Source organism: Parabacteroides goldsteinii DSM 19448 = WAL 12034 (assembly GCF_000969835.1).
GTDB lineage: Bacteria > Bacteroidota > Bacteroidia > Bacteroidales > Tannerellaceae > Parabacteroides > Parabacteroides goldsteinii.
The window spans coordinates 2198986-2225205 of record NZ_KQ033912.1; the positions used below are offsets into that span (position 1 = coordinate 2198986).

The 26220-nt window shown below is 46.2% G+C and carries 22 protein-coding genes; 15 read left to right on the forward strand and 7 right to left on the reverse strand.

Annotation, left to right across the window (positions count from 1 at the left end; translation table 11 throughout):
- Positions 1–2: 2 nt before the first annotated feature.
- The 5 genes from HMPREF1535_RS08145 (at position 3) to HMPREF1535_RS08165 (ending at position 8849) form a co-directional block, all read left to right on the forward strand.
- Entirely contained in the window at positions 3–1625 is a 1623-nt protein-coding gene (locus HMPREF1535_RS08145; RefSeq protein ID WP_046145819.1) for a sialidase family protein, read from the forward strand.
- 5 nt (positions 1626–1630) lie between these two features.
- Complete coding sequence (locus HMPREF1535_RS08150; RefSeq protein WP_046145820.1) at positions 1631–3640, forward strand: family 20 glycosylhydrolase; 2010 nt, start codon at positions 1631–1633, stop codon at positions 3638–3640.
- Between the two features lie 15 nt (positions 3641–3655).
- Positions 3656–5764, forward strand: coding sequence for a GDSL-type esterase/lipase family protein (locus tag HMPREF1535_RS08155; protein WP_046145821.1), 2109 nt, complete (start codon positions 3656–3658; stop codon positions 5762–5764).
- 4 nt (positions 5765–5768) lie between these two features.
- A complete protein-coding gene (locus HMPREF1535_RS08160) occupies positions 5769–7001 on the forward strand; it encodes a cyclically-permuted mutarotase family protein (protein ID WP_046145822.1) in 1233 nt (410 codons plus the stop codon).
- 510 nt (positions 7002–7511) lie between these two features.
- Positions 7512–8849, forward strand: a complete 1338-nt coding sequence (locus tag HMPREF1535_RS08165) for an ATP-binding protein (protein ID WP_046145823.1) — start codon at positions 7512–7514, stop codon at positions 8847–8849.
- A 4-nt stretch (positions 8850–8853) separates the two neighbouring features.
- Here HMPREF1535_RS08165 and HMPREF1535_RS08170 read toward each other — a convergent pair whose 3' ends face one another.
- From HMPREF1535_RS08170 to HMPREF1535_RS08180, 3 genes are read right to left on the reverse strand one after another with little or no spacing between them, the layout of a single operon-like run.
- Entirely contained in the window at positions 8854–9600 is a 747-nt protein-coding gene (locus HMPREF1535_RS08170) for a TIGR02757 family protein (RefSeq protein ID WP_046145824.1), read from the reverse strand.
- Positions 9601–9603: 3 nt separating this feature from the next.
- The gene (locus HMPREF1535_RS08175; protein WP_009860529.1) at positions 9604–10305 is read right to left on the reverse strand and encodes a DNA alkylation repair protein; all 702 of its coding nucleotides are present in this window, start codon (positions 10303–10305) and stop codon (positions 9604–9606) included.
- Positions 10302–11264: a 2-hydroxyacid dehydrogenase family protein gene (locus HMPREF1535_RS08180; protein WP_046145825.1), complete on the reverse strand. Its 963-nt coding sequence runs from the start codon at positions 11262–11264 to the stop codon at positions 10302–10304. The genes HMPREF1535_RS08175 and HMPREF1535_RS08180 overlap by 4 nt, the downstream gene beginning before the upstream one ends.
- A gap of 373 nt (positions 11265–11637) precedes the next feature.
- Between HMPREF1535_RS08180 and HMPREF1535_RS08185 the strand changes: the two genes are divergently transcribed.
- Both HMPREF1535_RS08185 and ybeY read left to right on the forward strand, forming a co-directional pair.
- Positions 11638–12870, forward strand: coding sequence for a nucleoside recognition domain-containing protein (locus tag HMPREF1535_RS08185; protein ID WP_046145826.1), 1233 nt, complete (start codon positions 11638–11640; stop codon positions 12868–12870).
- Positions 12871–13008: 138 nt separating this feature from the next.
- Positions 13009–13443 carry an rRNA maturation RNase YbeY gene (gene ybeY, locus HMPREF1535_RS08190; RefSeq protein ID WP_046145827.1) on the forward strand — a complete coding sequence of 145 codons (435 nt, stop codon included), beginning with the start codon at positions 13009–13011 and terminating at the stop codon, positions 13441–13443.
- A gap of 39 nt (positions 13444–13482) precedes the next feature.
- Here ybeY and HMPREF1535_RS08195 read toward each other — a convergent pair whose 3' ends face one another.
- Positions 13483–14109, reverse strand: a complete 627-nt coding sequence (locus HMPREF1535_RS08195; protein ID WP_009860520.1) for a porin family protein — start codon at positions 14107–14109, stop codon at positions 13483–13485.
- 151 nt (positions 14110–14260) lie between these two features.
- Between HMPREF1535_RS08195 and HMPREF1535_RS08200 the strand changes: the two genes are divergently transcribed.
- From HMPREF1535_RS08200 to HMPREF1535_RS08210, 3 genes are all read left to right on the forward strand, one after another.
- Positions 14261–14677 carry a hypothetical protein gene (locus tag HMPREF1535_RS08200; RefSeq protein WP_046145828.1) on the forward strand — a complete coding sequence of 139 codons (417 nt, stop codon included), beginning with the start codon at positions 14261–14263 and terminating at the stop codon, positions 14675–14677.
- A gap of 145 nt (positions 14678–14822) precedes the next feature.
- On the forward strand, positions 14823–17426 hold the full coding sequence (locus HMPREF1535_RS08205; protein ID WP_046145829.1) for a sensor histidine kinase: 2604 nt from the start codon (positions 14823–14825) through the stop codon (positions 17424–17426).
- Positions 17427–17436: 10 nt separating this feature from the next.
- Positions 17437–18192 carry a LytR/AlgR family response regulator transcription factor gene (locus tag HMPREF1535_RS08210; protein ID WP_009860517.1) on the forward strand — a complete coding sequence of 252 codons (756 nt, stop codon included), beginning with the start codon at positions 17437–17439 and terminating at the stop codon, positions 18190–18192.
- Positions 18193–18215: 23 nt separating this feature from the next.
- On the opposite strand, the gene HMPREF1535_RS08215 is transcribed toward HMPREF1535_RS08210, so the two are convergent.
- Positions 18216–18638, reverse strand: coding sequence for a Riean_0653 family protein (locus HMPREF1535_RS08215; RefSeq protein ID WP_046145830.1), 423 nt, complete (start codon positions 18636–18638; stop codon positions 18216–18218).
- Between the two features lie 12 nt (positions 18639–18650).
- Positions 18651–19310 carry an outer membrane beta-barrel protein gene (locus tag HMPREF1535_RS08220; protein WP_010801228.1) on the reverse strand — a complete coding sequence of 220 codons (660 nt, stop codon included), beginning with the start codon at positions 19308–19310 and terminating at the stop codon, positions 18651–18653.
- A 212-nt stretch (positions 19311–19522) separates the two neighbouring features.
- Between HMPREF1535_RS08220 and mnmG the strand changes: the two genes are divergently transcribed.
- The 5 genes from mnmG (at position 19523) to deoC (ending at position 25029) form a co-directional block, all read left to right on the forward strand.
- A complete protein-coding gene (gene mnmG / locus HMPREF1535_RS08225; RefSeq protein WP_046145831.1) occupies positions 19523–21400 on the forward strand; it encodes a tRNA uridine-5-carboxymethylaminomethyl(34) synthesis enzyme MnmG in 1878 nt (625 codons plus the stop codon).
- Positions 21401–21483: 83 nt separating this feature from the next.
- Positions 21484–23292 carry an excinuclease ABC subunit UvrC gene (uvrC, locus tag HMPREF1535_RS08230; protein ID WP_046145832.1) on the forward strand — a complete coding sequence of 603 codons (1809 nt, stop codon included), beginning with the start codon at positions 21484–21486 and terminating at the stop codon, positions 23290–23292.
- A gap of 8 nt (positions 23293–23300) precedes the next feature.
- Positions 23301–23753: a D-aminoacyl-tRNA deacylase gene (dtd, locus tag HMPREF1535_RS08235; protein WP_010801225.1), complete on the forward strand. Its 453-nt coding sequence runs from the start codon at positions 23301–23303 to the stop codon at positions 23751–23753.
- A 1-nt stretch (position 23754) separates the two neighbouring features.
- Positions 23755–24087, forward strand: a complete 333-nt coding sequence (locus tag HMPREF1535_RS08240; protein WP_009860511.1) for a nucleotide pyrophosphohydrolase — start codon at positions 23755–23757, stop codon at positions 24085–24087.
- A 3-nt stretch (positions 24088–24090) separates the two neighbouring features.
- Positions 24091–25029 (forward strand): deoxyribose-phosphate aldolase, encoded by a 939-nt coding sequence (gene deoC, locus HMPREF1535_RS08245; protein WP_046145833.1) that lies wholly within the window; start codon positions 24091–24093, stop codon positions 25027–25029.
- Between the two features lie 175 nt (positions 25030–25204).
- On the opposite strand, the gene HMPREF1535_RS08250 is transcribed toward deoC, so the two are convergent.
- The gene (locus HMPREF1535_RS08250; protein ID WP_009860509.1) at positions 25205–26179 is read right to left on the reverse strand and encodes a polyprenyl synthetase family protein; all 975 of its coding nucleotides are present in this window, start codon (positions 26177–26179) and stop codon (positions 25205–25207) included.
- Positions 26180–26220: the final 41 nt, after the last annotated feature.

Genomic DNA, 26220 nt, shown 5'->3' on the forward strand with positions numbered 1-26220 from the left:
CCATGAAAAAAAGCATCTTTTATCTCTGTCTTCTATTCATCGCACAAACCGCCTTTGCAGCAGACAGCTTGTACGTAAGGGAACAGCAGATTCCTATTCTGATAGACCGTACGGACAATGTACTGTTGGAAATGCGTATTCCCGCTCAGAAGGGAGATGTATTAAATAACTTCACACTCCAATTCGGAGAAGAGACGAACCTGTCTGACATAAAAGCCGTACGGTTATTCTATAGCGGCACGGAAGCACCGTCCAGGGAGGGCACGCACTTCAACCCGGTGACATACGTTACCAGTTACACACCGGGCAAGACACGGGTTGCGAACCCTTCTTATTCTGTCAAACAAGATGAAGTTACCGCTCCGGCAAAAACAATCAGGTTGTCGTCCAAACAACCAATGATTAAAGGTCCCAACTACTTCTGGGTAAGCATCGAAATGAAACCGGAGACCTCTTTATTGTCGAGAGTATCCTTCACGATGCCGGAGGCCACCATCAATAACAAACCCGCAGCCATCGAATGGAAAGGAAAAGCAGAAACACCCCGCCGCGTAGGTGTCGGTGTACGCCAGGCAGGCGATGACGGCTCGGCAGCCTTCCGTATCCCGGGACTGGTTACGACCAACAACGGCACGCTTCTCGGCGTTTACGATATCCGCTACAACAGCAGTGTCGACTTGCAGGAAATGGTCGACATAGGCGTGAGCCGCAGTACGGATAAAGGACAAACCTGGGAGCCGATGCAGGTAGCCATGACCTTCGGTGAGACCGGTGGCCTGCCTCATGCACAAAATGGTGTAGGCGACCCGTCCATCCTGGTAGACGAAAAGACAAACACCATCTGGATTGTTGCCGCCTGGACTCACGGAATGGGTAACGGACGCGCCTGGTGGAACTCCATGCCGGGTATGACTCCCGATGAAACGGCCCAATTGATGCTTGTCAAGAGCGAAGACGACGGAAAGACCTGGAGCGAACCTATCAACATCACTTCGCAGGTGAAAGACCCTTCCTGGTACTTCCTGTTGCAGGGTCCGGGACGCGGTATCACCATGCAGGACGGCACGCTGGTTTTCCCCATCCAGTTCATCGATGCGACACGTGTACCGAATGCAGGCGTGATGTACAGCAAAGACCGTGGCAAAACCTGGCATCTGCATAACCTGGCACGCACCAATACCACCGAAGCACAAGTAGCAGAAGTTGAACCCGGCGTACTCATGCTCAACATGCGCGATAACCGTGGCGGTAGCCGTGCCGTAGCCGTTACCAAAGACCTGGGCAAGACCTGGACCGAACATCCCTCAAGCCGCAGTGCCTTGCAGGAACCGGTTTGTATGGCAAGCCTCATCAAAGTGGATGCGAAAGACAACATCACCGGAAAGAAACTGTTATTGTTCTCCAATCCGAACACCACGAAAGGACGCAACCATATCACGATTAAAGCCAGTCTCGACGGTGGCCTGACCTGGCCGGCAGAACATCAGGTATTACTGGACGAAAACGAAGGATGGGGATATTCCTGCCTGTCCATGATCGACAAGGAAACAGTCGGTATCTTCTACGAATCAAGTGTGGCACACATGACCTTCCAGGCTGTCAAACTAACAGACCTGATTAAATAAATACGATGAAACAAAAGCTGTTCATAACATTCATATTATGTGTATGGATACCGGTGGCCTATGCTACCGGTATCCCGAACTTACTTCCCTGGCCGCAACAGGTAGACTGGAACAAGCAAACGTTTTCCGGAAAAGAAATCGCCCTCCAGACAGAAGGAAATACGGAGCAGATGGTTACGGCCTGGTTGCAGGAGAATAACATCGGCATCAACCCCGCCAGCAAACACAAATTACAAATAAAACTTGTAAAAGAACTGCCGGAGGCAAAGCTGAACGCAAACGAAGCCTATAAACTACAAGTATCCTCCCAGGGTATCACCATCGAAGCCACCACGGAACAGGGAATATACTGGGCTATTCAAACCCTTCGCCAACTAACGGAAAAGAAAGGGGACAGAGCCTATATCACGGGATGCCGGATTACAGACTGGCCTGCCTTCCGTATCCGCGGATTCATGCAGGACGTAGGCCGCAGTTATATCTCCCTGGAAGAACTGAAACGGGAAATAGCCATTTTATCCCGTTACAAAATCAATGTTTTCCACTGGCATCTCACCGAGAACCAGTCCTGGCGACTGGAAAGCAAAGTCTTTCCGATGATAAACGACAGCATCAATACAACCCGCATGCCGGGCAAATATTATACACTGGAAGAGGCCAAAGAACTCGTTGCTTTCTGCAAACAACACCAGGTGATGCTGATACCCGAACTCGACATGCCCGGGCACAGTGCCGCTTTCGAACGGACCTTCCGCCACGACATGCAAAGTCCGGAAGGAATGAAAATACTGAAACTGCTCATAGAAGAAGTCTGCGAAACATTCGATATGCCTTATCTGCATATCGGGACCGACGAAGTGGAGTTCACCAATCCCCGGTTTGTGCCGGAGATGGTCGCATTCGTCCGGTCGAAAGGCAAAAAAGCAATCTCCTGGAACCCGGGATGGCATTACCAACCGGGGGAAATAGATATGACACACCTGTGGAGTTACCGGGGAAAAGCCCAGCCGGGAATACCGGCCATCGACTCCCGTTTCCATTATCTGAACCATTTCGATACCTTTGCCGACATCCGTGCTTTATACAACAGTACCGTCTACCGGCACACCGAAGGCAGCGATGATATGGCAGGCGTCATCCTGGCCGTCTGGAACGACCGCCTGGTACAGCCGGAAGAAAACATGATACGGGAAAACCACCTGTATCCTAACATGCTTGCCATAGCCGACCGTGCCTGGCGGGGAGGAGGCTACGAATACTTCGATAAAGAAGGGACCAACCTGCCTTCCGAAGACAGCCGCGCATACACTTCCTTTGCCGAATTCGAACAACGAATGCTCTGGCATAAAGAGCATCATTTCAAAGGATATCCGTTTTCATACGTAAAACAGACAAACGTGAAATGGCGCATCACCGACGCATTCTCCAATAACGGCGACCTGAATAGCGTGTTCCCGCCTGAAACGGCCTTGCAAAACAGCTATACCTACGACGGGAAAACCTACGAAACAAACGAAACCATCGGTGCCGGAATCTATCTGCGCCACGTATGGGGCACACTCGTTCCCGGCTTTTACAAAGACCCGAAAGAAAACCATACCGCTTATGCCTGGACCTGGGTATATTCGCCCAAAGACCAGGAAGCTGGTGCCTGGATAGAATTCCAGAACTACGGCCGTTCGGAAATGGACCTGGCGCCACCGCAAGGCAAGTGGGACTACAAAGGTAGCCGCATATGGCTGAACGACCGGGAACTGCTTCCGCCGGAATGGACTGCAACCCATACCGTAAAATCGAATGAAATCGCGCTGGGGAATGAGAACTGTGTTGCCAGGGAACCACTCAGGGTACACCTGCAAAAGGGATGGAACAAGGTTTTCCTGAAACTTCCCGTCGGAAAGTTCACGCTTCCCGAAGTCAGGCTAAACAAATGGATGTTCACATTCGTCTTTGTCACCCCGGACGGTGAAAAGGCGGTAGACGGCCTGGTCTATTCACCGGATAAAAAGAAATAAACAGACTATCATACAATGAAAAAAACTCTTTTACTATTATGCCTGTTACTTTGCACAGCTGCCTACGGTCAGAATAAGATTAAGGTAGCTTGTGTAGGTAATAGCGTGACATACGGTGCAGGCATAGAGAACCGGGAGGTCAATTCTTATCCGGCTCAACTGCAACGTATGCTGGGAGACGACTACGAAGTGGTGAATTTCGGTAAAAGCGGTGCCACGCTGCTCAACAAAGGACATCGCCCTTACTGCGAGCAGGAAGAATACAAAGCGGCACTCGACTTTGCCGGCGACAGGGTAGTCATCCATCTCGGACTGAACGATACCGACCCGCGCAACTGGCCTAACTACCGGGATCATTTCGTGAAAGACTACCTTTCCCTGATAGCGTCGTTCCGCAAAGCTAATCCGGATTGCCGGATATGGATTTGCCGGATGACACCCATCTCACACCGGCATCCGCGTTTCAAATCGGGTACCCGTGACTGGTACTGGATGGAGCAGGAGACAATCGAAGAAATAGCCCGGCTGGCCAACACCGGACTGATAGACTTGCAGGAAGGCCTGTACAACCGCCCGGACCTGTTACCCGATGCCCTTCATCCGAACACGGAAGGAGCCGGTATCCTCGCCAAAACGGTTTACGGGGAACTGACCGGCAACTACGGAGGCCTCCATATGCCTGCCACGTACTCCGACAATATGGTCTTACAGCGGGAAAAACCTTTACTCATCTCCGGGACTGCCAATGCCGGTGAGAAAGTAACCGTGCAGATTGCCGGACAAAAGAAAGAGTCTGTAACCGCCTCCAACGGCAAATGGTCTGTCACGCTCGACCCGTTACAGGCAGGAGGTCCTTATGAACTGACCATCGAAGCCTCGCCCGCCACAGAGAAGAAAAGCAAAAAGAAAGTACCGGCTTCACAGAAACTGACCTATAAAGAGGTACTGGTCGGCGAAGTATGGCTCTGTTCCGGGCAGTCCAACATGGCTTTCCGGGTAGACGAACTGGCAGACAGCCAGCGTAAGGAACTACTCGAATATGCGGACAGCCAACCACAGATACGTCTCTTCAATATGCAGCCCCGCTGGTATACGAATGCGGTGGAATGGGACATTTCTGTCATGGATTCCCTCAACCGCCTGCAATATTACCACGACACCCGGTGGACGCCGTGCAACAAACAGACAGCCGATAAGTTCTCGGCCGTAGCCTTTGCCTTCGGACGGATGTTGTCGGACAGCCTGCAAGTTCCGGTCGGACTCGTCCTGAATGCCATAGGGGGGTCGGGTACCGAAGCCTGGATAGACCGGAAAACACTGGAATTTGAATTTACCGATATACTGTATAACTGGACACAGAACGACTTTATCCAGGACTGGGTACGCGGTCGGGCGGTTCTCAACACGAAGAAATCATCCGACAAACTGCAACGCCATCCGTATGAGCCTTGCTATCTGTACGAAACGGGTATCCAGCCATTGCAGCAATATCCGATCAAAGGAGTCATCTGGTACCAGGGCGAATCGAATGCCCAGAATATCGAAACACACGAACGTTTGTTCCCGTTGCTGGTGGAAAGCTGGCGCAAAAACTGGGGAGAAGAGTTTCCATTCTATTACGTTCAGCTGTCGAGCATCGACCGCCCGAGCTGGACCTGGTTCCGCAACAGCCAACGTGAACTGATGGAGACGATTCCGAACAGCGGTATGGCCGTCAGCAGCGACCGGGGAGATTCGTTGAATGTGCATCCGGTATACAAACGCGAAATAGGGGAACGCCTGGCCCGTTGGGCACTCAACAAGACATACGGACATGCACTCAGTCCGTCAGGTCCTTTATTCCGTTCAGTCGAATTCAGGGACAACGCCGCCTACATCACCTTCGATTACGCCGACGGCCTGCACACCTCCGACGGGCAACCGATACGCACATTCGAAATAGCGGAACACGACGGGCTATTCTTCCCCGCCCAGGCCGAAATAATCGATGGAAAGGTGAAAATCCGCAGTGAGAAGGTTACGAATCCGAAGCTGGTCCGCTACGGCTGGCAACCATTCACCCGTGCCAACCTGGTCAACAGTGATGAACTCCCGGCTTCAACATTCAGGACAAAGAAACAATAGTATCATGCACAACAAATCCATATTAACCGGATGTCTTCTCCTGCTGGCAGTCATGTTAGCCGGATGCAGTCAGCCACCAACATCTAAACCGAATCATATGATTACCTGTACCTGGAATAAACTACCCGATTTGCCGGGCATGGCAGACACCGCCTCATTAGGGGTTTCAGCCCCTTTTGTCGGCATCAGTAACGGAATACTGCTGGTTGCCGGCGGTTGTAATTTCCCCGACAAACCGGTCACCGAGGGAGGAGCCAAACGATATTACAGCGATATATTCGCCCTCGACCTTTCAGACAAAAACGCCCAATGGCAGAAAGCCGGCAACCTGCCTCTTCCAGTTGCCTACGGAGCCTCCGTCACGACGCCGGAAGGTATCGTCTGCATAGGGGGAAACAACAGCACCGATTTTTTAGCCGATGTCTATCTGCTGTCTATGTCCAGGTCCGATGAAAAGGCACATATTTACAAATTGGATACACTTCCCGTATCGATGGATAATCTTTCTGCGGCCTATATCGACCATACGATATATGTAGCCGGAGGAAATGAGAACGGGAAACCCGGCCATAGCTTCTATTCAATGAAACTGAACAAAAACCTCGACGGAAACTGGGAAAAACTGCCGGACTTCCCCGGTCAGGCACGCCTTCAACCGGTCTTAGCCGCCCAACAGTCGGCCGACGGAGTACGTATTTACCTGTCGAGCGGCTTTCAGCCTGTTTCCAAGGATGCGTATGGAAAGGATGTGGATGCAATTGTCTCTTCAGATATGCTCTCATACCATCCGGCTACAAAAAGTTGGACTACGGAGACTAAATTGCCTCCAGTCAAAGGCCAAGTCTGGCGTACCTTCACCGGAGGTTGCGCAGTTGCTTATGGCGACAGTTCAATCCTACTTATGGGCGGCGTCAACTACGGCCGTTTCTTAACAGCCCTCAACCGTTCCATCTATATGGAGCGGGCCGAAGAAAGATTAGAGTTCGAAGGACTCGAAAGGCTGATAAAAGAGGGAAAAGAGTACATGCATTATCCGGTGGAATGGTACAAATTCAATACATTCCTCTTACAATACAACACATTTACCAAAGAATGGACCGAGCTGGGAGATTACGAACAGTTAGCCCGTGCCGGGGCAGGAGCCGTATTGAAAGGTGACAGCCTGATCATCGTCAACGGTGAACTGAAGCCGGGTATCCGGACACCGCAGGTGAATTATGCAGAGATAACAAAATAACTTTCTACACAAAGTTTTGATAAAAATATTTGCCATTTGCAATACAGGAATGCAAACTACTATAAACCAATGACAAACGCCATTGCAAACACTTTTTTTATTTGCAATGGCGTTTGTCATTTGCAATATATCCGGCCAGGGATATTCAGCCACAACTAGGCGGCAGGTAGTATGATACTATTTATTAAGTGGTAACTCACTAGCCCGAAAGTCCTTACCCACTAAAACTACCCTGTACAGGATAATCGACCAGGGTGTACAGGATAGTTACGCAAGGTGTACACCTTAATAAGCCAGGGTGTACAGGGTAATAATACAAAGTCATGACCCGAGGATTAGTTTCTCCCTTAGTTGACGCTAAAAGATGCCAGGGTTGGATATAGTTTGCCTCCGGTTTGAAACAAAAAACACACCAACTTGCCTCCGGTTTAGAACAAAAACAACTGGCTTTTGCCTCCGGTTTGAAACAATTTGGTATATTTGCATCTGTAAACCAGTCCTATAAACAAAATGTTCAAAAGAGACATCATCGTAAACCTGGAAGCATGGGCAGCAGATAGCCATCGGAAGCCACTTATCCTGCGTGGAGCAAGACAAGTAGGCAAGACTACTGTTGTGAATGAATTCGGCAAACAGTTCGACAATTATTTGCCATTAAATCTGGAAAAGCAGGAAGCTGCCAAACTATTCGACTTGTCTGTCCCGCTGAAAGACTTAATGCCTCTTTTGTTTGCCCATCGCGGAGTCATACGCAAGAAAGGACGCACACTTCTTTTCATCGATGAAATACAAAATTCAGCCAAAGCAATCTCACTGTTACGTTATTTCTATGAAGAACTGCCCGATATATATGTGATAGCAGCAGGTTCTTTATTAGAGAATATAGTAGACATACACACTTCATTTCCGGTAGGACGTGTACAATATTTAGCTCTACGCCCTTGTTCTTTCCGGGAGTTTCTGCAAGCCATCCAAGAAGAAACATTATTGCCTGTACTTGCACAACCGGAGATAACATCTGCGTTTCATGAACGATTGATGAACTTATTCAACATCTATACCTTAATCGGAGGTATGCCGGAAGTTATACAGCTATATGCAGAAAGAAGAGACATTTTATCTCTCAACAACATTTATGAAACACTTTTACAAGGGTATAGGGATGACGTAGAAAAATATACCACCGGAAAACTCCTACCGGATGTCGTACGTTTCCTTTTAAAGGAGGGATGGCATAAAGCTGGTCAAAATATTACACTCGGAGGTTTTGCCGGCTCATCCTACAAAGCACGTGAAGTAGGAGAAGCATTCCGGTTATTGGAAAAGGCGATGCTGCTGGAATTGGTCTATCCTACAACTGCAACAGAAGTACCGGCAACGTCAGAAATCAAACGTACACCCAAGTTAATATGGTTGGATACCGGATTGGTAAATTACGCTGCCCAGGTACAAAAACTGATATTAGGAGCAAACGATATTCTGGATGCCTGGAGAGGTATGATTGCAGAACAAATTGTTGCGCAAGAGCTACTGACACTGACAAACAAAGTAAGTCAGAAACGGAATTTCTGGGTAAGGGGACAAAATGATTCCAGTGCTGAAGTTGATTATATATGGGTACAGGAATCCAGCATCTTTCCCATTGAAGTGAAATCCGGGCATAACGCTCATTTACGTTCACTTCATTCTTTCATGGAACGCTCTTCTCAAACCGTTGCTTTCCGGGTATGGTCACAACCTTATTCGGTCAACGAAGTAAAGACTGTTCAGGGAAAGCAATTCCGGCTTATTAATTTACCTTTCTACTTGGTTGGAGAATTGCCTGACATCATAGCAAAGTCTATTTGATTTTTCACTTCTCCCGGTTTATATCATACCCGAACAAAGCGAAATCCCCCAGACACGGGTCATCCGGGAATACCTGCTTTAAGGCTTCGGTAATCTCGACGGCGGTTTTGAGGGTAGCGTTCTTTTGTTCGGTCAATCCCAGTTCCAACGAAATCTGATGGACGTGGGTATCTAAAGGGATGATTAATTCATGCGGTTTGATGGCTGTTTCCCAGATACCGAAATCGACAATACCGTCTTTCCGGACCATCCACCGGAGGAACATGGCAAGACGTTTACAGGCAGACGTCCCCGTCAGTACGGGAATCCCTTCGATTCCTGAGAAAATATCCTGTATCTTTGTCACCGGATTCGGATAAGGACTGGCAGACAAAGCATCTTCCAGCGAGTCATATTCTTCATAAATACTTTTCAGCCGGTCGCACAACTGACATAGATGGGAGTAGGTGTAGAAACGGTAAAAAGTATCTCTCTTACCGAGTTCTACCGAATTTCCCGCCAAGTTCTTATATCCTTCATTCCTAATCCAACGGTAAGGACTAGGGCCCATTGCATCATGCAGTTCGTTCGCTTTCCGGAGGATTAGTTCCCTGCGTCCGTAAGAAATCCAGGAGGTAATAAAAGCGGACACCTCAATATCCCTTTTCTCCGTGTACCGATGGGGAAACTGGACAGGATCGTCCTTGATAAAACCGCTAACATTATATTCATTCGCCCACCGGCGGAGTTTTTCTTTTATTTCTTCATTCATACATTACTTCTTCTTCAGGAAATACTGCCGTTGTTCCTCCGGATAATGTTCGATGGCATAACGGAGAGCTGTGCGGGGGAGGCGTGTAGCGTGCTTTTCGAGAAAGTCGGTTAATGTTTCCCGGTCTTTTTTGCCGACTTCGCGGAGCATCCAACCTACCGCTTTATGCATCAGGTCATGTGTATGCGTCATCAGCTTTTCTGCCAATGCCAATGTATCGGTATATTCGCGGTTACGGATGAAAGTGACGGTAGAAACCATAGCAATCCGCTGCTCCCACAAACAGTCGCTATCCGCCAGTTCGTATAATCGGGTACGGTCTTTATCCAGCAGGTAAAGACCTACCAGATGCGGGCAGGTAACGTCTACCAAGTCCCAGTTATTGATGCGCCGGGCATTATCCAGATAGAAATCATACAATTTCTTACGGTCGGCCTCAGAGGCCTTTTTGAACTGCTCGACCGCAATCAGCAGGGCACAAAGGCGGGCTTCATGGTATTCACTTTCAATCAATAGCTGCAACTCGGATAAAGGCGTCTGCTTATTCGCTTTTGCAATACTGCGGGTGAGGGGAACGACCAACCCGAGGAACACATCTCCTTCGGCATACTCACCGGGCCCCGTCTTGAAAAAACGTTGCAAGAAAGCGGCCTTCTCCGGATTCGCCACCGAGAGAAGCTCGCTCAACACAAAAGCCGCCGTCATGGACGCATGACGCGTGACACAGGACGGTCGCCTTCCAGAAATCCGATTACGTTGTTGCAAACAGTACGTGCCATAACGATACGTACATCCATTGTCTGCGTGCCGATATGAGGCGTCAGTACCACATTTTCCATTTCCAGCAATTCGGGCAGGGGATAGTCGCCAAATTCAAATACATCCAGTCCGGCGCCATGAATCGTTCCGTCCTGCAAGGCCTTTACCAGCGCATGTTCGTCCACCAGCGGGCCACGGGCGGTATTAATCAGGATAGCCGACGGTTTCATCTGCTTCAGTTCCGTTTCGCCGATGATATGGTAGGTATCGGGAGTATAAGGAGCATTCAGGGAGACAAAATCGGACTTCGCCAACAGCTCTTCCATAGAGACGTACGTCACGTTCAGTTTCGTCTCTTCCTCCACGTAAAGTGGGCGGCGGTTATGGTAAATCACCTCCATACCGCAGGCATTCGCACGTTTGGCCAACGCCTTTCCGATACGTCCCATGCCGATAATACCGAGTGTCTGTCCGGTAATATTCACGCCGAGATTTTCGAGTACACCCACCTTCATCTCTTTGCCGAGCGTACGCAGTTTGCGGTCGCATTCGGTGATACGGCGGGCGGTATCGATCATCAAACCGAGTGCCAGGTTCGCCGTAGGGGCGGTCACCGGGTCCGGGGTATTGGCTACCGTAATACCTTTTTCCAGACAATAAGCCACATCAATATTATTGTAACCCACCGCATAATTGGCTACCATCTTTAAATCCGGTGCATGGTCGATCAGTTCTTTATTCACCGGGAAATCGAACATGGAGCACAATACATCATACTCCGGGATCATTTCGAATACTTCCTCATAAGTAAAATCTCTTCCGTCGGGAAAAGTTACATCATACTTGCTTTCCAGCTCCGTGAAGCCCTCGCGGAACATGTCGTAGGTTACTAATATCTTTGTCATAAGTCATTACGATTATTATTCGGGCAAAAATACAAATCTATCGTTAATAAATTCCTATTTTTGCAGGTATAATATCAAAAAGCAGTGGATGTGATTAGTTATATTCATGTATAGAAAAAAATTGAGTTATCTGTTTATAGTGACGGGAGTAACTAATTCCCCTCTTGAGAGGGGATAAGGGGTGTGTTAAAGCGAGTTATAGGGCGAAACTATAACACACCCCCTTCCCCCTCTCAAGAGGGGAGCTGGGTACAACCGGTCAATAATCGGATAGTTCAATTCTGGCAAATAGTGAACATTCAAAACTGACAAGAAATAAACGAACAAAATCAACCCTGCTTTTTAGCTTATGATAAATTATAACAACTAACATATGGTTCTGAACTACATCTGGATCGCTTTCTTTCTAATCGCTTTCGTCGTCGCGCTGGGCAAACTTATCTTTGCCGGAGATACGGCTGTCTTCACAGAGATTATCAATTCCTCTTTTGCGTCTGCCAAGACCGGATTCGAGATATCGCTCGGACTGACCGGTATCTTGTCACTTTGGCTGGGAATTATGAAGATTGGCGAAAAGGGGGGAGTCATCCAGTCGTTTGCCCGGTTGGGGGCACCGGTTTTCAGCAAGCTCTTCCCGGGCATACCGAAAGAGCATCCGGTGACAGGTTCTATTTTTATGAATATCTCCGCCAACCTGCTGGGACTGGACAACGCAGCCACACCGATGGGGCTGAAAGCAATGCAGCAACTACAAGAACTGAATACTGAAAAGGATTCTGCCAGCAACCCGATGATTATGTTCCTTTGCATCAATGCTTCGGGGTTAACCCTTATCCCAATCACCATCATGATGTACCGGGCACAGATGGGGGCAGCCAATCCTTCGGACGTTTTCCTGCCGATTATGCTGGCAACATTCTCATCCACATTAATTGCCATACTGGCCGTCTGCATCAAACAACGCATCAATATACTCCAAAGAAATCTGGTCCTGTTCTTCGGAGGCCTGGCTGCCTTTATAGGCGGACTGGTCTGGTTGTTCAACTCATTGGAACAGGAACAGGTTTCGCTTTATTCCACCTTGTTTGCAAACACATTATTGTTTACTATAATCTGCGGATTCATTGTCAGCGGCATACGAAAAAAAATCAATGTGTATGACACTTTTATAGAAGGAGCCAAAGAAGGCTTTAAGACGGCAATAACGATTATACCGTATCTGGTCGCCATATTGGTCGGGATAGGGGTATTCCGTGCCTCAGGAGCGATGGATTTTATCATTGAAGGAATCCGTATGGGTGTCGGTGCATTAGGGGTCAATACTGATTTTGTCGGTGGCCTGCCGACCATCCTGATGAAGCCGCTTAGCGGAAGCGGTGCACGCGGAATGATGCTGGATGCGATGAATACCTATGGTGCCGATTCGTTTGTCGGACGGCTGGCTTCCATCGTACAAGGCTCGACGGATACGACTTTTTACGTAGTCGCCCTTTATTACGGAAGCGTTGGTATCCGCAATACCCGTTACACCATACAATGTTCACTGTTGGCAGACCTGGTAGGGGCTATTGCCGCAATAACTTTGACGTATATATTCTTTGCCTGACAGCAAATTTCCGATTATCAAAATGTCACTACTATACCGGGTAAATCGGATTAATATGGCAGATATTTGAAAATACTATACCGGGTAATATTTTTTAACATATCATTCAGAAAGACAAATAAGAATAATAATAGCATTATGACAATATCATTTTACGCAGAAGACATCGAACTTCCGGCCATCAAGAAAGAGGCTGTCAGCAACTGGATCAGGAGAGTTGCCGAAACATACGGTAAAAAGACAGGGGATATCAGTTACATCTTCTGTTCCGACGAAAAGATTCTGGAAGTAAACCGCCAGTATCTGCAACATGATTATTATACGGATATCATCACATTCGATTATACCAGCGGAAACAAGATATCGGGCGACCTTTTCATCAGTCTGGATACGGTAAAAACAAATGCGGAAAAGTTCGAAACTCCATACAACGAAGAACTGCATCGTACGATCATCCACGGAATCCTTCATCTGTGCGGCATCAACGACAAAGGGCCAGGGGAGAGGGAGATCATGGAAGAAAACGAAAATAAAGCACTGGCTATTTTGCCGGAAGAGTGCCGGGAGAGTTAATTCCGGCATTTTTCATCTGTTGTTTCTAATAAACCAAAATCAGAAACGCCATCCGACGTTAAACTGGATAACGCCATTATGATCTTTTCCCCTGAAAAGATTACTGCCACCCAAAGTATATTCCGACTCCTTAAAGATATAAGTACAACCTAAATTATAATTGACGGAAACGATTAATCCCATATCAAACGTGTAACCGGCACCCATGGAAAAAGAAAGATCACACGGACTCATATCATCCTTTATATTCCTCGAAACGGTTTTTGTTTCAAAAGGAGGGTAACCCAACGAATATTTGAAGTTGGTTCCTTTTGCCCGGACATTAATACCTAATTGCGGACCACCAAACATATGGAAACCTTTATACAAATAGAACTTTGCATAAATAGGAATATTTAAATAATCAATGTCCAATTTGGATGTTTCACCTTTATATTTATACCGGTATCCCTGCATGGAATAATAAACTCCCGGTTCCAGTGCAAACAATTTGGAAAAGCGGATTTCTCCGGCAACTCCGACATTTACACCAGGCCGCATATCCGCGAAACTTTCCGGGTAGGTATTAGCCAGATTAAACCCGATACGGGGAATAAAATGAAACTCTTGTGCAGATATCTGAATAGAGATAAGGGCAACAAACAAAAGGAGTACTAACTTTTTCATAACATATCTAATAACATTGTTAAATAGATAGATGCCGGATATTACTAATATGTTGCATGAGTACTTAATTTTTAATGTATAAAGTCATTGAAGCAATAAAACTGGTAAATACTTCGTTTATTAATTAGTAGTCACTCAAAAACATATTATCATGAACACAACCTCTTTAAAACTCGGAATCCAAAAAGCTATCAATAATATATCTGAGATTTGGTTCCTGTTGATTTTGGCTGTACCGACTATTTTCGACGCAATCTTCGAAATAGGAAGCAAAGGGAAATGGACAATTCCTTTCATTCTTCTTTCAATAGCGGTCATTTTAATAAGCATACTTATCAAACAATTGATTCAAAAAACTGCATGGATAAGCCTTGTACTGGGAGTTGTTTTGTGTTTCTTTTCTTCATTTTTTATAGCAGCAGCCCTCTCCGAGTATGATGAATTTCCACTAGGAACCGAACCTAATGCCCTTTCATTACTTGCCTTCGGAACAATCGTCGGTGGAATATCATTCGCCTTGGCTATCAAAATGAGTTTCCAAGGAGCATACAAACTGTATACCGATTAACAGCAAAAATATCCTCTACAAACAAAAGTTTAAAATAAATCCTGATACTCATCAGAACTTGCCATTTACTCATTGTTCAAACAGATAAGAGTCTTTCGCCTATACTTTTGAACTGTAATCAGATTTTTCATTTAAATTTACAGTTATGAAAGCGAGACTCTTATTTTTATTCCTGTGCCTGACATGGAACGGCTGGGCGGACACATTCGTCCCTTACAATCCCGACTCACTGAAAAAGGGAGATTGGATAACCCTCGAAACTGTCCATTACTATCCCTATATCGCTCCGGGGATTAAAGAAGAAATCCCCTGGAGGGCGGAGAATATACGCCGGATAACCATACTAGCTACAGTAGCAGAAAAAACAGACAAGTCCATTTCTATTGACTATACGCTGGATAACCTGTACGATTGCCATAACGCCAAAGAGAAACCCGGCTTTTATTATTTCGACAGCCGTTATCAGCAAGATTTTGCTTTCGAAAATAATACGTCAGACAAACAGATTTTACATGTCACGTACGACCGGAAAAGCCGGAAACCACTCGTATTCAATAAAGAGAACTCATCCTATTCCTATTCGAAAACGTATGTTCCTTTCGGAGTAAGATCGGAAAGATTATCCGATTATATGGCAATTACTATCCGCGACTCGGTTAACCTGGAACAGTTACTGACTCCGATAACCTACGATATCCTGACCAAATGGAAAACAGATGGAACTATCTTATTCGCACCGGATACACGGGTTGTGGATGCCTCATTTGCTCTTCCTCCGAATACAGAATTTACATGTAGTAATTATGGTCTCGATACATCTAAAGATTCGACTATTCACAAGAAAATATTTATCGCTTACCCGACAGAATATAAAGTAGGAGAACGAATAAAACTTCTGCTTACTCCGGGAGATTCCATTATTCAAGACAAAGAGGCATTTACGAATACACATACCTATCGTTACGAGGGACGAGGTAGTGAACAGAATAACCTACAATACAACACTCAACGATTTTCTTATTACAATTCTGAATACGGCAACATTTCTCCTGACGAGTTAAAAAAATCCTTCCAGCACCGTGATTCTCTTTTTCAAACTACCTTAGAAAAAGATTTTAAGAAAATGGATCCTTATTGGAAGAGAGTATTTGAATTATCGGAACAGTATTTCAAAGGAGGATTTATCCTACGGTGCTACATGTTTAAGAGCGACAAAGAAGCCTGGTATGATAGCAGTTTACTCGATTGGCAAGCTCCTCCTTTCGCATCAGTCAATCCGCTTATTGATAATGCCTACCACTTGAAGAATCCTTATTCAGCACATTACGGTTTTTTCCTGCATATGTATGCTACCTATAAAAAGCAGGAGCTCAAATCGGACAATCTGTGTCTGAACAAACAAAAAATAACTCCACAAGAAGACTATCTGCTAAATAAACAAATCTTCTCTGGCTATCCTAAATACTTTGTAAACGGAGCGAACTTGACAAGTTTGATGTATAGTAAGACACTACATGAAATAGAAGATGATTATAACGATTTTATCGCTTCCTGTCCAGATACCAGCCTGACAAACGAAGTAAAAAGAGCATACAATAAACTATTACCTTTCGAATATGGAAAGAATATCAAGGAAACCGGTCTAATCGTAACCGACAGCCTGCATCTGGTGAAAGGAAGCGACCGGAAATACATCCTGCTATATGTATCCACCCCCGATGGTCTTGGCGGAATGAGCCTGCAAACGGCACTCGACTTGGAAAAACAACTCAAAACAGAAGGGTTGGCCTCTATCGTCCAATTCGAACTTTACGCACATTTTAAAGCTCACAACGCGAAAGTGGTAAAACCGTTTAAAGCCATACCCGAAAAGGTCGAAAAGGATTTAATTTATAATAAGGGAATCTCTTTACTGACGGTCCTGATGCGCGAAGACGGGACGATTATCCATCGGGATTTCGGATATTTAAACACCGAGCCAATCCTTGAATTAATAAAAAAAGACCTGAACAGAGAAGACAAATCTTTCAACGATTTTATGAAAGGATTCAAGGAGGGCATTTTAGGTGCGCTCCTAATCGCAGCAATCATCGGTATCATATACTATTTCCGAAACAAAAACAAACAGAAGCAGGAACGTAACCGCCGTCATATCCGCGAACTCGAACTCCGTGCCATTCGTTCCCAGATGAACCCGCATTTCATCTTTAATGCACTAAGTTCGATACAGAATCTGATCAATCGCTCGGCCAATCAGGAGGCGAACAAATACCTGATCGATTTCTCACGTTTACTGCGCAAAGTTCTGGCAACATCCGAAAAGAAACTGGTTCCTCTCTCGGATGAGATCGAGCAACTGGAACTGTATCTGAAACTCGAACAACTTCGTTATCCTTTCTCTTACTCGTTGACTGTCGATCAGAATATCAAGCCGGATGCAATCGAAATACCGGGAATGCTGATACAACCTTTCGTTGAAAACGCTGTTAAGCACAGAATCGCTCCGCGCGGTACGGGAGAAATCATAATTCGATTATCTTTGCAGGATCAGTTGTTGATAATCGATATCACTGACGATGGTCCCGGATTGAAAACAGAGGCAAATGGAGGCTTCGGTATCCGTGCCGTCACCAATGAGTTCGAAATATTAAAGACTTTGTACAATACGGAAATCGGTATTACGATCGAAAACAGACAGGAGAAAGAGTCTGTTTCCGGTTGTCACGTCCAATTATCCATTCCTCTATAAAAACAAAAATATGGAGACAAAAATAACCGCAGCAATTGTTGATGACGAGCAGGGGAACCGGGAAAACCTGCTCCGCATGCTCGGTACCTATTGTCCGCAAATCAAAATATCGGCTATTTGCAGTTCAGTCACGGAAGCCCGTACCGTCCTGCCCGAAGCTAAACCGGATATCCTTTTTCTGGATATCCGGCTGGGCGACGATACCGGTTTCTCCCTCCTGGAAAGTCTGCCGGATATTCCTTTTGAAGTGATCTTTGTAACGGCTTACGACAGCTATGCGATCCAGGCTATCCGCTTCAGCGCACTCGACTATTTACTGAAGCCTATTGACCCGGAAGAACTGACACATGCTGTAGATAAAGCCGTCCAGGTCGTCTTACGAAAACAGGAAAACAAACGGATGCAAAACCTTCTGCAAAACAAGCGGGCACTGGATAAACAAAAGAAAATAGCCCTGTCGGTCGCCGATAAAATTGAATTTGTTGAAATCGGCTCTATCGTCCGTTGCGAATCGGAAAGCAACTATACCACTTTTTATCTTAAATCGGGAGAGAAACTGATCGTATCAAAAACATTAAAAGAATTTGACGACTTGCTGACACCTTACAATTTCCTCCGTGTTCATCAATCACATCTGATCAATCTGGAGGAAATAAAAAGTTTCATCAAAAGCGATGGGGGATATATCCGCATGAAGGACGGTTCTTCCATCAGCATTTCCCGCCAACGACGGAATTATGTGATGGAAGTTTTAAAGCAGTTGTAAGCCGTAGCGGCCCGGATTCCCGTTCACTCTTTATATTTCAGGTCGAAGCGTCCTTCTGTAATACGGTCTCCCTCAAAAGTCCCGCTGAATATCCCGTCAGACATCCGGGTAATGTGGACTTTTCCATCTCCGATTTTTTGGTTATCAAAAGAGACATTCGTGTACGGAAGCGTTTCTCCCTGTTTGGGATTAGGTATTGAAAAGCGAAGGTAAGAATCGAAGCCGATTTGTGCCGAAACCGTCATACCGGTACTATCTTCCAGCTGAGTAAATTCAGCAACCGGTAACCCCCAGCGGCCGCTTACAGATACCCAACCGTCAACCAGACAACCGAATGTATTCGCACCGGTCGCAGTAGCCTCAGGCATAAGAGTGGGATCAACCGATTTATTCTCTTCACAGGCTATACAGAAAAAAAGCAAACAGATAAATAATATATGTTTCATAATGGTGTCTAATTAAAAATGAAAATTCATACCGAACAACAACGATAATTGAGAAAAGCAGCCGCCACCGCCATTCAATTCAGGTGACTCGACCTGCCATTTCTGACCATGATATTTGACGGAATAGCTGTCCGAAGAGGTAACGATCCAATTCACCTTTGCAGAGATTCCTATATGTTGGGAAAAGAGATATTCACCGCCTGCTGATAAATTATAAGCGAGCTTGTTCATCGACACATTCCGCGGTTTATCGTACACCAAACTTTTATCTTTGTAAAGCTGGTATCCCAAACCCGTCGACAAAGATAAATTAAACTTCTGCTTGACGTAGAACAGGGCGATTTGTGGCGCAATGTAGTTCATCAGAATTTTATCGGAGCCTTCATCATGACTGTTTTTATACTGTCCACCCTGATAAATGAGACCGGGAGACAGTTTAAATGAATCGAAGATATATTTATCCCCCAGATAATAGTAGTTAACACCCCAGGAAACCCCGTTCCGCAAATCACTGCGATAAGCATCGGAGTTGTTTGTAATCCCGATCATCTTTCCCAAATACCAGGAGGGACCCGCATGGACAGAAAACAACGATTTTCCGACCGACGCCTCCTGGGCAAACAACGAAAGGGTTGACATCAACAGCCCCAATAAAAACAAATACTTTTTCATAACATTCTTTTTAGACTTATATATATGATGGACTATAGAATTTAAAAGCTGCACAGAAACATATAAAAAAACATATTTAGGATAAAGCCACCAACAGATCTGCATCCGTGGAATCTTTAACGAAACAAAGCATAAGCAAAATATCCTTTGGGATGGTGGCTAAAAGGCGGAGTATGACTATCTTTGCAAAAGAAACAAAGAGAATTACGACAATGACTTTCAATTACGATGTGATCGTGGTAGGTGCTGGCCATGCAGGCTGTGAAGCCGCAGCAGCTGCCGCCAACCTGGGTTCAAAAACGCTTCTTATCACCATGGACATGAACAAGATTGCACAGATGAGTTGCAATCCGGCCGTAGGCGGTATCGCCAAAGGACAGATCGTCCGTGAAATAGATGCGCTGGGTGGGTATATGGGGATTGTAACAGACCGCACTGCGATTCAGTTTCGCATGCTGAACCGGAGCAAAGGTCCGGCTATGTGGAGTCCCCGTGCCCAGAGTGACCGTGCCCGCTTTATTGATTGCTGGCGGGGAATACTGGAGAACCTTCCGAACTTATATATCTGGCAGGATACTGTCCGCGAAATAATGTTGGACGGAGATACTGTTTGTGGGGTCAAAACCAATATGGATGTAGAATTCCGGGCAAAAAGCGTAGTCTTAACTAACGGAACGTTCCTGAACGGCCTAATGCATATCGGACGTACACAATTACGTGGCGGACGCATCTCGGAACCGGCAGCAACGGGGCTCACGGAACAACTGGTTTCTCTGGGAATTAAATCGGAACGGATGAAGACCGGAACACCTGTACGTATCGACGGTCGCAGCATACACTTCGATGAAATGGGCGAACAACCGGGAGAGAACGACTTTCATAAATTCTCTTATCTCGATTTTCAGCCGCGCCCGTTAAAACAACTTAGCTGCTGGACGACTTTCACAAACGAAGCATGTCATAATATTTTGCGTGAAGGTCTCCCCGACTCTCCCCTGTACAACGGACAAATCCAGAGTATCGGTCCGCGCTATTGTCCCAGCATCGAAACAAAGATCGTAACATTTGCAGATAAAACCCAACACCAACTGTTCCTGGAACCGGAAGGCGAAACAACACAGGAGTATTACCTGAACGGCTTCTCCTCCTCTCTCCCATTAGACATCCAGTTGCGTGCGCTGCAAGCAATCCCTGCATTCAGAGATATTCAAATCTATCGCCCGGGATATGCAATCGAATACGATTTCTTTGATCCGACGCAATTACATCATAACCTGGAAACAAAACAAATCCGTAACCTGTTCTTTGCCGGACAAATTAACGGTACAACCGGTTACGAAGAGGCAGGCGGACAAGGATTGATAGCCGGCATCAACGCACATATCAATTGCCACGGAGGCGAACCGTTTATCCTAGGACGCGATGAAGCCTATATCGGCGTACTTATTGACGACCTCGTAACGAAAGGTGTAGACGAACCTTACCGTATGTTTACCTCCCGTGCCGAATATCGCATCCTGCTCCGCCAGGATGATGCCGATATGCGCCTGACAGAAAAAGCCTACAAAATAGGTTTGGCTAAACAAGAGCGTTACGACCTGCTGACAGAGAAAAAAGAACACAGGGATGCTATTATCAACTTTGCAGAAAACTATTCCGTAAAGTCGCAATACATAAACGAAGGATTGGAAAAGCTGGGTACTACCCCACTCGCTCACGGTTGTAAACTGATCGACCTGATCCTTCGTCCGCAACTCACTTTGGAAAGCGTTGCCACCCTCGTCCCCGCACTCCGCACAGAGTTGGACAAGGTTCCTGCTTCACGTAAAGAAGAGATTATCGAAGCAGCAGAAATCCTGATCAAGTATAGCGGTTATATCCGGCGCGAACAGATCATCGCAGAGAAAATAAACCGCCTGGAGAATATCCATATCAAAGGTAAATTCGACTACAATTCGATCCAGTCTTTATCGACCGAAGCAAGGCAAAAGCTCACGAAGATCGACCCGGATACTATTGCGCAGGCAAGCCGTATTCCAGGCATCTCCCCCAGCGATATAAACATCCTACTGGTACTCCTCGGAAGATAAAACGCGAATTGTTCCACGTGAAACATTTACTTTAGGTAAAAGAAGCTAAAACACTGGGTATAGGACAGAAACAGTTAAACAAGATGAGTTCAGAAACGGAGAAACATATAAAAATGATACTTTCTATCTTGCCGGACAAGCCTGGTTGCTACCAGTACTTCGACGACAAGGGAACAATCATTTATGTAGGCAAGGCAAAGAACCTGAAGCGCCGTGTATCCTCCTATTTTAACAAGGAACACGACAGCAATAAGACACGTGTACTGGTAAAGCAAATCCGCGACATCAAATACATTGTTGTCAACACAGAAGAGGATGCCTTGCTACTCGAGAACAATCTGATTAAACAGTATCGCCCCCGATACAACGTCATGCTGAAGGATGACAAAACATATCCTTCGATTACCGTAAAAAACGAATATTTTCCCCGCATATTTCAGACCCGGAATATAGTAAAGGATGGCTCACAATATTACGGCCCCTACCCGTCCGTATACACTGCCAAAGTCATGCTTCAGATGCTGAAGGAACTTTACCCGTTACGTACCTGCAAATATCCATTGACACCGGAATCTATTGCAGCAGGGAAATACGAGGTCTGCCTGGAATACCATATCAAACGTTGCAAAGGGCCTTGCGTAGGTTTGCAATCTATGGAAGAATACCAGCAAAACATTTCCGAAATAAAGGAAATCCTTCGCGGAAATATCTCCCAGATCAGTAAACACCTCTATGAAGAGATGCAGGTTTTGGCCGGAGAACTGAAGTTTGAAGAAGCTCAAAAAATAAAAGAGAAATACGAAGTAATAGAAAACTACCGGGCAAAATCGACAGTAGTTACGCCTATGCTTCATAATATAGATGTATTCTCTTTTGCAGAGAATGAGAAGTCGGCTTATATCAATTTCATGCATATCGGAAACGGGGCGATCGTACAGGCTTATACTTTTGAATACAAAAAACGGCTGGACGAAACCAAAGAAGAACTGCTCAGCCTGGGTATCGTAGAAATGCGCGATCGTTTTAAAAGTACGGCACGCGAAATCATCGTTCCTTTCGAAATGGAAATGGAATTAGGTAATGTGACCTTTACGGTTCCACAGCGTGGCGATAAAAAGAAGTTGCTGGAACTATCCGAAATGAATGTAAAGCAATTTAAGGTAGACCGACTGAAACAAGCGGAAAAACTCAACCCGGAACAACGGAACACACGTATTCTGAAAGAAGTACAGGACGCTTTGCATCTACCCAAATTGCCGATACATATCGAATGTTTCGACAACTCCAACATACAGGGAAGCGATGCCGTGGCTGCCTGCGTTGTCTTCAAAATGGCGAAACCATCAAAGAAAGACTACCGCAAATACATTATCAAGACGGTGGTCGGCCCCGATGATTACGCATCCATGAAAGAGGTGGTACGCCGCCGTTACCAGAGAGCCGTAAACGAAGGTTCTCCCCTGCCCGACCTGATCCTTACCGACGGTGGAAAGGGGCAAATGGAAGTTGTCCGGGAAGTCATACAAGACGAACTCCATCTCGACATACCGATAGCCGGACTGGCGAAAGATGGAAAGCACCGGACCTCTGAACTTCTTTTCGGTTTCCCTCCCGTTACGGTCGGTATGCCGATACAAAGCCAGATGTTCCGTTTCTTTACACAGATACAGGACGAAGTGCACCGCTTTGCCATCACTTTCCACAAGGACAAGCGCAGCAAAAGCCAGACCCGCTCCGAACTGGACAGCATCAATGGAATCGGAGAAAAGACTAAAGTATTACTTTTGCGTCATTATAAGAGCGTAAAGAGAATACGGGAAGCCAGCTTCGATGAATTGAAGGAATTGATCGGGGAAGCTAAAACAAAAGCATTAATAAATGGTTTAAAGTAAACATACAAATGAGAACAGTTATACAGCGTGTACAGCATTGCTCCGTTACAATCGACGGACAACTCAAATCCAATATAGGAAACGGGATGCTGGTATTGGTCGGTATCGAGGACCGCGACACACAGGAGGACATTGAATGGTTGTGCAAGAAGATTGCCAACCTGCGCATTTTCGACGATGAAAACGGGGTTATGAACCGCTCTGTAATCGATACGGGCGGCGAGGTAATGGTGGTTAGCCAATTCACTTTACATGCCTCTACAAAGAAGGGAAACCGCCCCTCCTACATCCATGCCTCCAAACCGGACTTTGCCATCCCGATGTATGAATCATTCTGTGCCGAAATGGGACTGCAAATCGGCAAGAATGTCGCCACCGGAGAGTTTGGCGCAGATATGAAAATAGAGTTACTGAATGACGGGCCGGTCACTATCCTGATCGACTCGCAAAATAAAGAATAAGATGGCTGATATTACCTTGCAACAAGCCCAGGAGAAAGTGGACCAGTGGATCAAAACGTATGGCGTACGCTACTTCAACGAGCTTACCAATATGACGATCCTGACCGAAGAAGTTGGCGAACTGGCGCGGATCATGGCACGCACCTACGGCGAACAATCGTTCAAAGAAAGCGATAAAAACCGCGATCTGGGCGATGAAATGGCCGATGTGCTATGGGTATTGATCTGCCTGGCAAACCAGACCGGCGTGGACCTGACCGCAGCATTCGAAAAGAATATGCAGAAGAAAACCAGCCGGGACAAAGAACGACATATAAACAACAATAAATTATAATTTATGGCACACGAACACAATTGCAGCTGCGGTCACGACCATGATCATGAACATCATCACGATCATGAACACGAACACATGGACAAATACCATGAAGCGTTCGCCAAATTCGACCCGGCCGGAACGGAAGAAATAGTAGGAAAGCACGTTGCATCCATTCTGGAGAAACACGAAAAAGAGAACTTCACTCCCGAAGTCCTGAAACAAATCCACGGATGCATCGACCTGACTTCGCTGACCAGCATCGACACAAAAGAAAGTATCTGGAAACTGGTAGACCGGGTAAATGATTTCGAAGGTACCCGCCCCGACGTTCCGAATGTCGCTGCCATCTGCACCTATCCCCTATTCGTGGAAACAGTCAAGCAGGCATTGACGGCACAGGAAGTAAAGATCGCCTCGGTAGCTGCCGGGTTCCCCTCCTCACAGACATTCATCGAAGTGAAGATTGCAGAAACAGCCATGGCAGTCATGACGGGAGCCGACGAGATAGACGTAGTGATGAACCTCGGTTATTTCATGGAAGATAACTATGAAGAACTGACTGAAGAGATACAGGAGATCAAAGAAAGCTGCCGCGAAAGCAAGCTGAAAGTGATTCTCGAAACCGGTGCCCTGGTCACTCCGGAGAATATCCGGAAAGCTGCTATCTTAGCCCTGTATTCAGGCGCAGATTTCATCAAAACATCCACAGGCAAGGGTTACCCCGGCGCAACCCCGGAAGCCGTCTATACGATGTGTAAAGTGATCAAAAAGTACCATTCCATCACAGGAAAGCAGATCGGTATAAAAGTATCGGGAGGTGTACGCACTGCCGAAGATGGTGTCAAATACTATACAATCGTCAAAGAAGTACTGGGCAACGACTGGCTGAACAAGGAACTGTTCCGTATCGGTGCCAGCAGCCTGGTTGAAGATATTGAGCACCGCCTGGGGATATAAATTCATCTCCGGAAAAGCGATCTTAGAAAAAAGGGACGCGGATTACGCAGACGGGCGCAAAGAAACGCAGATAATTATTGTTCAAAAACAAAAAGTCTGTGTTCATCTGCGCCCGTCTGCGTAATCCGCGTCCCCTTTCTAAGATATCAGATACAACCAACAAACTTGGAAGCTATTACTTCTGCCGTTCCATAATATAATCGGCCAACGCCAGCAAACCTTCGCGGGCATCCGATTCCGGAAGCTGCATAAGCACCTCCACTGCTTTGTCGTGATACTCTTTCATACGCATTTCTGCATATTCAATACCGCCGTTCGCCTTGGCAAACTCGATCAAAGCATCAATATTCCCGGATGAGAAATCCTTTTCATTAATCACTTTCAAGAAAGACTCCACCTCTTCTCTCCTGCCACTTTCAAGTGCATGCAGCAAAGGCAGCGTCACCTTTCCCTCACGTATATCGTTACCGGTCGGTTTGCCGATATTCATTTCTTTGAAGTAGTCGAAAATATCATCCTTGATCTGGAAACAATACCCCAGATACTCTCCGAACTTACGGCATTTAAGCACCAGTTCCTGCGGAGCATCCGCCGAAATAGCACCGATCTCCGTGCAGGAAGAAAGCAGCGTAGCCGTCTTTTTCTTAATCACCTGCATATAGCAAGCCTCGTCGAGGATACTCTCTTCGGCCGTTTCGAGCTGCTTGATCTCACCCTCCGATAGGTCACGTCCGAGGTTGGATACGATATTTATGATTTGCAAATTGCCTGTTTGAATAGAACGAATCAATGCGGTGGAAAGGACATAATCACCTACCAACACCGAAATGCGGTTATCGAAAATAGCATTCAGCGAAGGGACTCCCCTACGCTGTTTCGTCTCGTCGATAACATCATCATGTATCAGGGTAGCCGTATGCAACAATTCAAGGAAAACGGCCGAATTGATCGTATGGTCGGTTACTTTTCCACAAGCTTTTGCTGTGAGAAGTACCAGTAACGGGCGGACATGTTTGCCACTGGCATGCAAGAGCTGGTCGATAGCTGATTGCAACCTATGCGTCTCACTACGAAGTGAATCCGCAAACTCATCGTTAAAGCGTTTAAACTCTTCCGCAACCGGTTGTTCTATTTTCTTTCTATCATTCATAATCTATCCAAAGATTCGCAAAAGTAACAAAAAGTATTGAG